General features: G+C 55.1%; 9 protein-coding genes and 2 pseudogenes. 2 read left to right on the forward strand and 9 right to left on the reverse strand.

Translation table 11 applies throughout. The features are described 5' to 3' along the window. Positions 1-195 (reverse strand): annotated as a pseudogene (locus AC2FLZ_RS21235) (recombinase family protein); the annotation flags it as partial. Positions 196-499: 304 nt separating this feature from the next. Continuing rightward, the gene (locus AC2FLZ_RS21240) at positions 500-934 is read right to left on the reverse strand and encodes a hypothetical protein (RefSeq protein ID WP_496882740.1); all 435 of its coding nucleotides are present in this window, start codon (positions 932-934) and stop codon (positions 500-502) included. Positions 935-1054: 120 nt separating this feature from the next. On the opposite strand from AC2FLZ_RS21240, the gene AC2FLZ_RS21245 reads away from it, so the two are divergent. After that, a complete protein-coding gene (locus AC2FLZ_RS21245; RefSeq protein WP_496716304.1) occupies positions 1055-1450 on the forward strand; it encodes a transposase in 396 nt (131 codons plus the stop codon). On the opposite strand, the gene AC2FLZ_RS21250 is transcribed toward AC2FLZ_RS21245, so the two are convergent. The 7 genes and pseudogenes from AC2FLZ_RS21250 to AC2FLZ_RS21280 all read right to left on the reverse strand — a co-directional run bounded on the left by AC2FLZ_RS21250 (position 1407) and on the right by AC2FLZ_RS21280 (position 5658). Next, a complete protein-coding gene (locus AC2FLZ_RS21250) occupies positions 1407-1874 on the reverse strand; it encodes a hypothetical protein (RefSeq protein ID WP_480519235.1) in 468 nt (155 codons plus the stop codon). The two genes, AC2FLZ_RS21245 and AC2FLZ_RS21250, sit on opposite strands and share 44 nt — an antisense overlap. 69 nt (positions 1875-1943) lie before the next feature. After that, a pseudogene (locus tag AC2FLZ_RS21255) lies at positions 1944-2418 on the reverse strand (DDE-type integrase/transposase/recombinase); the annotation flags it as partial. Between the two features lie 41 nt (positions 2419-2459). Beyond that, a complete protein-coding gene (locus AC2FLZ_RS21260; protein ID WP_480519233.1) occupies positions 2460-2606 on the reverse strand; it encodes a hypothetical protein in 147 nt (48 codons plus the stop codon). Between the two features lie 135 nt (positions 2607-2741). Further along, complete coding sequence (locus tag AC2FLZ_RS21265; protein WP_480556040.1) at positions 2742-2924, reverse strand: hypothetical protein; 183 nt, start codon at positions 2922-2924, stop codon at positions 2742-2744. Next, positions 2921-4300 (reverse strand): metal-dependent hydrolase family protein, encoded by a 1380-nt coding sequence (locus AC2FLZ_RS21270; protein ID WP_496882741.1) that lies wholly within the window; start codon positions 4298-4300, stop codon positions 2921-2923. Before AC2FLZ_RS21270 ends, AC2FLZ_RS21265 begins: the two co-directional genes overlap by 4 nt. A 220-nt stretch (positions 4301-4520) precedes the next feature. After that, the gene (locus AC2FLZ_RS21275) at positions 4521-5330 is read right to left on the reverse strand and encodes a hypothetical protein (RefSeq protein ID WP_480556038.1); all 810 of its coding nucleotides are present in this window, start codon (positions 5328-5330) and stop codon (positions 4521-4523) included. A gap of 49 nt (positions 5331-5379) precedes the next feature. Then, positions 5380-5658, reverse strand: a complete 279-nt coding sequence (locus AC2FLZ_RS21280; RefSeq protein ID WP_480556037.1) for a hypothetical protein — start codon at positions 5656-5658, stop codon at positions 5380-5382. A gap of 275 nt (positions 5659-5933) precedes the next feature. Here AC2FLZ_RS21280 and AC2FLZ_RS21285 point away from each other — a divergent pair, with 275 nt between their 5' ends. Continuing rightward, complete coding sequence (locus tag AC2FLZ_RS21285; RefSeq protein ID WP_496882742.1) at positions 5934-7577, forward strand: hypothetical protein; 1644 nt, start codon at positions 5934-5936, stop codon at positions 7575-7577. Positions 7578-7999: the final 422 nt, after the last annotated feature.

Raw genomic sequence — 7999 nt, forward strand, 5'->3', positions numbered from 1 at the left:
CTCGCCTTCGGTCAGAGTCATGATGCCGACCCCTGCAAAGCTCAGGCGTTTGAAAATCGCAGCGATGTCTGCCTGGTCCCGGCTCAACCGATCCAGCGCCTCTGCCAAGATCAGATCAACCCGTCCTTCCTGAGTTGCATTGAAGAGTGCTTGCAGCCCGGGACGCAACATGGACGCACCAGAGACCGCCCGATCAGAATACGCAACACGCCATCAATGAACATCAACCGGGTCATCGGTCGGGTGTGTGAGAGGTCCCGAAGCCAAGCGGAAAGGCGCGGCAGGGTCGCGCGTTGTGGCGGAGTCAGGGCTATTGAGTCCACATCACTAGTAATCAGCCATTGCAGCCATCGGGCATAGCGAAGTTCCAGCGTCTTAAATGAGGTTGCGCGCAGATGAGCGAGGGCGCCGCAATCGTCGAGCGGTCCGGCCGCCTTCTGAAGCCTGTCCCACATATCCCGGTCGGACGCGGGCCAATTGGCGATAGGTAGAACCAGGCTCATTTGCGGCACCCTTTCTTCGCGTCTATCAGGTCCGCGAAGGCACGTGTTGCCGACCGTGCCTCAAGACCGGAATACATGTTGATGGTGTGGCTGTGTTCGGGTGCATTGAGTATCCGGGCCAGGTTGCGGAGCAACGCGGCGATCTCGCTGATCATCTTTGTGGTCTGGTTGTTGGTACGCGTTAACATCTGGCGCAGACCACGTTCCGCGAACACTGGATCGATCAGGATCTCCAAACCTCCAATCTCCGTGATCGGGAGACCAGCATGAACGACTTCGGAGGCAAACCGAACCAACTGTCTTTGGTATTGAGACAGGGTTGCAGGTCGGAGTGCTCTGTTCTGACCGTCATCTGCCAGCGGGTCTGGTGTGGACAGACGATGCATCAGCTTTGCAAGATCAGATTGGAATGGCGCCGGAATCGCGGTCACCGAAAAAGTGATGACATTCTGACGCGTTTCCAGAGGCAGAGCGGCCTTGGGCCATTGTAGAATACGTCGGACCGCCAGATTCCAGCCGTTGTCGTACTCCGCCAGCGGGGCGGTCGAACGGTGACGAGAACCTTTCTTCGGGAGGCGCAAGGCGTCGATTTTGCAAGGGAAAGGATCACTCCAGACACCGTTGTCTCGGCCGATGAAGTTGCGTACTGGGATCTTCTGGAAACAGACTTCGACATGCAAAGAGTCAATCATTCAGAGGGTTACAGCGTCAGAGGAGTTAATACCAACCTTGCTGAGAGCTTCTTCTCACGGCTTAGACGGATGATTGGCGGACAACATCTGAAGGTCGAAGGAAGATATCTCGATGCATACGCGGCTCATGCGGCTTGGCTCGAGGATCATCGGGAGGAGCGCAATGGCCGCCTGGCAGATTGCCTGATAGGTGGTGCGCTCGCGTCGCCGGTCAGCCGGTCGTGGAAGGGGTATTGGCAACGACGCGCAACGTGACGGCGTCGCCGGCATCCCAGACACACAAACCTTTCTTCTTCTCGATCATCTTGACGAGCTTTCGTCGCTTGGCATGCCGCAGCGCCTGGACGACCTTGAAGACCACCGAGTTTCTGAGCGCTGTATCTGAGATGTTCAGGTTGCGCTCCACCATTACGCGCTTGGCAAGCTCTCGCGTGGTCAGCTCGGCATCGACCCGAAGATGACGGACGCAGATATCCGCGATCTCGCCCTTCTCGAAGAACCCATGGCTCACAATGTACCGGGCACGCCGCCGTTCAGGTGCGGCGAACAGCTCAATTGTCGCGTTCACATGCGCCAGATCGTGCTTCGCATGTGCGATCTGCGCCTCGTATGCTTTAATCTGGCCCAGTATCTCGGCCCGCTTCTCTGTCAGCGTGTGAACAATCAGTGGTTTCGACATGCCGCCATTCCACACGAGATCTCGCCAGCCATCCAGATGGCAATTTGGTGCATTTGCTACCTAAGACCGGAGCGGCTCGTCTCTGAACCTGCCGTTGAAGCTTTCAAAGTATCCGTTCTCCCACGGGCTGCCAAGTTCGACGTAAGCTGTCTTGGCGCCAACGGGAGCGATCCAGTCTCGGACAGCCTGGGCGACAAATTCCGGCCCGTTATCTGAACGTATGAAACTCGGCGCGCCGCGAAGTATGAACAGGTCTGTCAGGACATCGATTACATCGGTTGAGTTCAGCTTCCGCTCGACCCTGATAGCCAAACATTCCCGACTGTACTCATCAACGATGTTCAACGACCGGAAAGCTTTGCCATCATCGGTTCGGCAATGGACAAAGTCATAGGACCACACGTGTTTGCTATACTCCAGCCTAAGCCGAACACAAGACCCATCCACTGCCCGGCAGGGCATTGCGCAGCAATGTCCCGAGAGGGTTCAGCCAGAGCCGCCCTTTCTTCGGTTGTTTCACTGGCACTTTCAGCCCCTCTCGTCGCCGCTCGCCATTGTGCTCGAACCAATGGCGCCTTCAACGGCTCATTTCTTCCGCCAGCGGTAATAGGTTTGCTCAACAACACCAATCTGCCTGATCGCATCAAGACGGGACATCCCTTGCCCTATCAGAACTTCAACCTGCCGTAACTTTAAGACAATCTCTTCGGGCTTTGGTCTCTTGTTTGCCATTCGTGGTCCTCCGTTTCCTAAGCATAACGGTGGACCAGTTCAGTATGGGAGGTTCAGGTCAAGCCAGGGATCATCGTGCGACCACCACCGTCGATGACCTGCCCCCCCTGCGACTGCGACCTCCTCAGTAGTGAATTATGCAATCAATTTGCCAGAGACCACGACATTGGCGCCATCGATCAGTTCTTCATTCAAACCGTCGAAAACGTTGACGTTGGTAATAACAATGGGCCTGGCAGGTTGATCCTGCGCCCCCGCGATCGACGCCGCGAGGTCAAGAACAGAGGCAATCACGGTTCTACGCGATATGATGCTCACTCCATGTCGAACTTGTATATGGTGCCATCCTTCATGATCATGCCGAAATTCGCCTTCGCATCGCTGATCAGTTGCAGGTCCTCCAGCGGATTGCCGTTGACGAGGATCATGTCTGCATAGGCACCTTCCTCGATCACGCCGAGCGGCCCGAGCGGATAGGGCGTTAGCAGCCCCGACATCTTAAGCAATTCGGCGTTGTCGCAGGTGGCCATCTTCAGCGTCTCGTAGGGGGTAAACCACCGTTCCATCTTCGCCAGCACCGCGCCCTGACGTTTCGCAAGGTCCGCACTGAAGAGCGTGTCAGTACCGAAGGCAATCTTCAGGCCCAACTCCTTGGCGGTGCGGTAGACGAAATCGGTTCCGTCAGTGACGAACTTGTACTTGGCCTTCTGGAACTCGTTCAGGGCCGGTGCGTCTTCGTCATCGAGGAATGGCTGCATGCTGAGCCAGACATCGTTGTCCTTAAACATCTGCAGTGTTTCGCGAGTCGACATATGCGCGTGCTCAACACTGCGCGCGCCATTTTCGATGGAGTGTCGAACCGCTTCGTCATTGATCGCATGGGTGGTCACATAGGTGCCCCAGGCTTCTGTCGCCTCGACAGCAGCCTTGAATTCTTCATCGGTGAACTGGATGGTGTGGATCGGGTCGTAAGCCGAGGTGACACCGCCGCCCGCCATCAGCTTGATCTGGGTGGCACCCTGCATGAGGTTTTCGCGCGTGCGCTTGAGAACGTCCGGTACGCCGTCCGTGATGTAGAACATGTTGCCTCGCTCGAAGGAGTGCAATTCGCCGGCGCCCTGCGGCACATCTCGCGTCATGCGAAAATCCTGATGGCCCGCTGTGATCGACAGCGCGGGTCCCGAGGGAAACACACGAGGTCCGTCGATCAGACCCTCGTTCGTTGCCTTGGCGATGTCGAACATCGGGCCAGCAGTATCACGCACCGTGGTGAAGCCGCGGGCAAGCGCGTTGTTCTGCGCCTTGGCGGCCAGAAGGTTCCAGTACCCCTCGCCGGTCAGTGCCAATTGGGCGATGGTGGCCTCGGCAAAGATCCCGTGCCAGTGGTTGTCGATCAGGCCTGGGATGAGCGTATAACCCTCGGCATCGATCTCGAAAGCGCCTTCCGGTGTCGGGATGTCGCTGCCGATCTTCTGGATCAGCTGGCCAGAGACCAGCACGTCGGCTTCTGACAATTCCTCGTCGCAGCCATTGAATATCTGCGCACCTCGAATAAGGACATTGTCGAATTTCATTCTGACGTTGGTGGTTTCAATTTCGCCGATTACGCCGGCTGGGACGACCGCATGGTTGGCGTCATGTGCCAGAACGCTGACCGGAGTTGCCGCGAGCGTGGTGCAGAGAAAATAGGTCAACATTTTGTTGGACATGATTGGTTTCCTCATTTTCAGATTTTGGACGAATTTCGTTGTGATTGCACTGGGTAGTTCAGGGGTGGAGTTGTGCCGCGCTGTGAAAATTGCAAATTGAGACGGGGGACCCTTACGGCCCATTTCTGCTCCGCGTAGAACTGTTTCGAGCGCCTGGAGGTGGGGCGGGTTTGAAGTAGGCAGGCAGCAATAAAGTGGACCGGCATCAGAAATTCAGCACCTTGTATCCGACCTGGACAGACCACTCAGCCGGTCTGTCACCGCCGAAGAGAATGCCAGGCTTGATGAACACTTGACCATCGCCGCCAAATGCCTTGCCTGTCAACATGCCTGCAGTCACCTGCAGGCTGCCAAATGTCGCGTCTGTTTCCCAATCGTGGATGATTGCGGGATCGAATGTCAGGTAGAAACGCGGATTCTTCAGCTTGGGAACATAGTAGAAGTCGATCGTGGTCGTGTTTACATTCTGGCCTTGATCATTCCCGCCCTCCAATCCGAATGTTTGAACCCAGGCTGGGGCGAAAATTGCTCCGTTGTTGAGAAACCAAGCGTAGAAGGCCGAGGTTTCACCGGCAAATTGCCCATACCCGGCGGCTTCGGTTTCCGCTGTGTTCAGAAACAGTTCAAAAGTGAAAGCGGCCCCGTTTTTTTCGGTAAGGTGGAAAACGTCAATGTAGGTTACGCTTATGTCGCCCAATGTGAATTCAACCCCTGGCTCTCCGCCGTAGATGGGGTTTGCGTTGAACGGGCTGTCCGAGCCTGGGACGGTTATCCGGAACGCCCGTTTTCCACCCTCACCGAAAGGTTGCGTGTAGAAGGCCTCGAACAGGCCGGTGTTCAGGTCGGAATTGATCTGGTTGAACTGATACTGGAAGCCAAACTGCGTTGTCAGCAGCGTTGGGTTGGTTCCGTTGTTGATCTCGCTGAGGTCTTCCTGAGCATTTGCATGTGTTGCAATGGTAGCTGTGAAGAGAGCTACCAAAGCAGACAATCTGCGCAGCCTTGACAGGAGCATCCGGTCCTCTGTCCGGCCCGAAGATTTGCATTCCGCGTAACCCACTTAATTATTCTCCATTTGATGCCGCCGAACTGCCCTGATTATCTTTCGTCTGCCGATGACAATCAGAAGTGAGATACGCCCGAAATTCTATATTCAGCTCATTCAAAATCTGTTCATATTCTGCCGCGCGAGGCGGAAGATTTTTCCAGCGTATTATGGCTTGTTCGGCTATTTCCATCTCTTCACAGATTGACCGGAATACTGGGTCCTCACGAAACTGAACAAAGATCCGCTCACCTTGCTCGGGGTACCTGTCAATCAAATTTTCCAGAAAAGCGTCCATTATCCGTTGTGCTCCTGCCGGACCACAGCATCAAAAGGCGTGGATTAGAACGTTGTTACATGTTGTATACATGCAGTTCGCAGGCCAAAAAAAGTATGGCCAGATGGCTTGTTACTTCTATTTTCTTTTCTTAAGGGTTCTATGGACCAGTGAGGACAAAAGTGACCAGCAGTCATTGGCCGACACGTTTGGAGATGTCCGAAGAGGACATACGTCGACAACTCGAACGAATACTTGACTATAGTGGACTGCAGTCCAGTGCCCGGCGTCGCGAGATGCTGGCATACATTGTCGAGGAAGCCTTGGCGGGTCGCGAGAACGAACTGAAGGCGACCACTATCGCAATCGCGGTCTTCGGGCGTGGGTCTGATTTTGATCAGCAAGCCGACCCGGTCGTGCGGCTCGAAGCCCGAAAGCTGCGCAGGGATCTCGACAACTACTATGTCGGGCGAGGTAGCAATGACCCGATCCGCATTAGTATTCCAAAAGGTCATTACATTCCGAAATTTTCCGCACGAGAACAGATTGTGCCCGAGGCAGTTCATCCCAGGGCGACTGAGGTTGTCGACCACGAGCAAGTGTCGAAGCCTAATACAAGGTTCTACACGGGACTGGCTTTGCTGGTGGTCATGTGCCTAGTCATTTTGGCCGGATTTGGTTTCTGGTACGAGAGACCTGATAGCCCTGTACCAGCAATAGCCGAGAGGCCCGACAAAAAAGTTTCCATTCTAGTTGAGGATTTTGAAGTTCGAACGGACGACGCTCTTGTTTCGCTTGTCGCCTCGGGCCTGACCAATGAGCTTGCTGCGGATTTGATCAAGTTTCCGGATCTTGCAGTGCATATTGCATCTGCTCAAGTCGCGCAGGGCTCGGGGACCACGTCGTTCGAAATCCATCAGCCAACCGCTGAGTTTACAGTGACCGGCGACGTTTGGCGCGATGGCGGCGAGTTACTTATCCGAACCAACCTTGTGCGGCGGGATGATTTCGAAGTCTTATGGAGCGAGCGCTATGCCGAGGGCACCAATGGCCAGAGCATAACCGAAATTCAGGACACGATTTCTGCGCAGATCGCTTCGACAATAGGGCAGCAATACGGATATGCGCTCCGCGATGTTCGCACTGACAGACTTGTGGATCGAAACGACCCAACACTGCGAGGGTTTGCGTGTGTCGCGAGTGCACAGATTTACCGCAGAACATACCATCGAGATCAATATCAGGCTGCGCGGGATTGTCTGGAAGCGACCGTTCGCGAGGACCCGGAATACGTTCGCGCATGGGCAATGCTGGCCTACCTGCGCAATGATGCTGCCCGGTTCGGTCATGAGAAAGTGCTTTCAAGGGACGCGGCCTTTGCCCTTGCCAAAGAGGCAGCGGCACGCGCTATCGACTTGGATCCCCAAGATACAGACGCGCTTCAGGCGATGTCCCATGTTGAGCAATATGCGGGTGATATGGAGCGCTCGATCGAGTTTGCACAAAGGGCCGTGGAAGTTAACCCCAACGATCCAGCCGCACTGGCCAATCTAGCGATCCGCTATGGTATAGCAGGTCGCTTCGACGAGGGAGTTCCAATTATGCATCGCGCGATAGACCGCTCTGTTGCGCCACCGCCGTTCTACTTTCACTTGCTGGCCGCGGACCATCTGCTTAGAGAGGAATGGGAGGAACTGGCCATAGATGCGGAACACGCCTCCACTGACGGCTGGTCCTTTGGCCAGGCTTTGCTTGCCATCGCTCACAGCAAACTCTCAAATGAAACAGCCGCACGAGTTGCTCTCAATAGACTGGCTGAGCTCGACCCGCTTCTCTACGAGGACCCCAAAGCATGGCTGGAATCGCATAGTATGAACACGGTTCTTGTCGAAGCCGTTACCAAGGGTTTGTCAGAAGCGCACACTTTTGTTGACGAATGAAAGCCGGGCGTAAAGCTCTTCGGATCTCAGTGGCAGACTCCGAGCTGCTTTTCTGCTGCAGAATTGTACCCTAGCCCATCGTGCCTTGAAGAAAACGTAGATTCTCCGTGCTGAGCTTGGTTGTGCGGTCGCTACGACGCCAAAGTGCATACACAAGGTAGCATCTCTCTGATGGTTGCATCAAAGCTGAAAGACTGCCGACAGGAAGAACGCGATGGCCGTTCGAACAGTCAATACTATGACAGAAGTTGCCACCGCATAGTTTGCGCGGAACGGACCTTAGCGCAGACTGCAGCGAATGACAGCCTCCTGCCGATATTGTTGAAAAACAACGTGTTGCTGGCGCAGAGAGAGGCGTACCGAACTGAGCGCGAGTGCCTTTCTTGTCAGGCTTTGCTCGTTTGCTGCGGTGCGGGAAAGAT

This window comes from Ruegeria sp. YKSF131 (assembly GCF_059612645.1).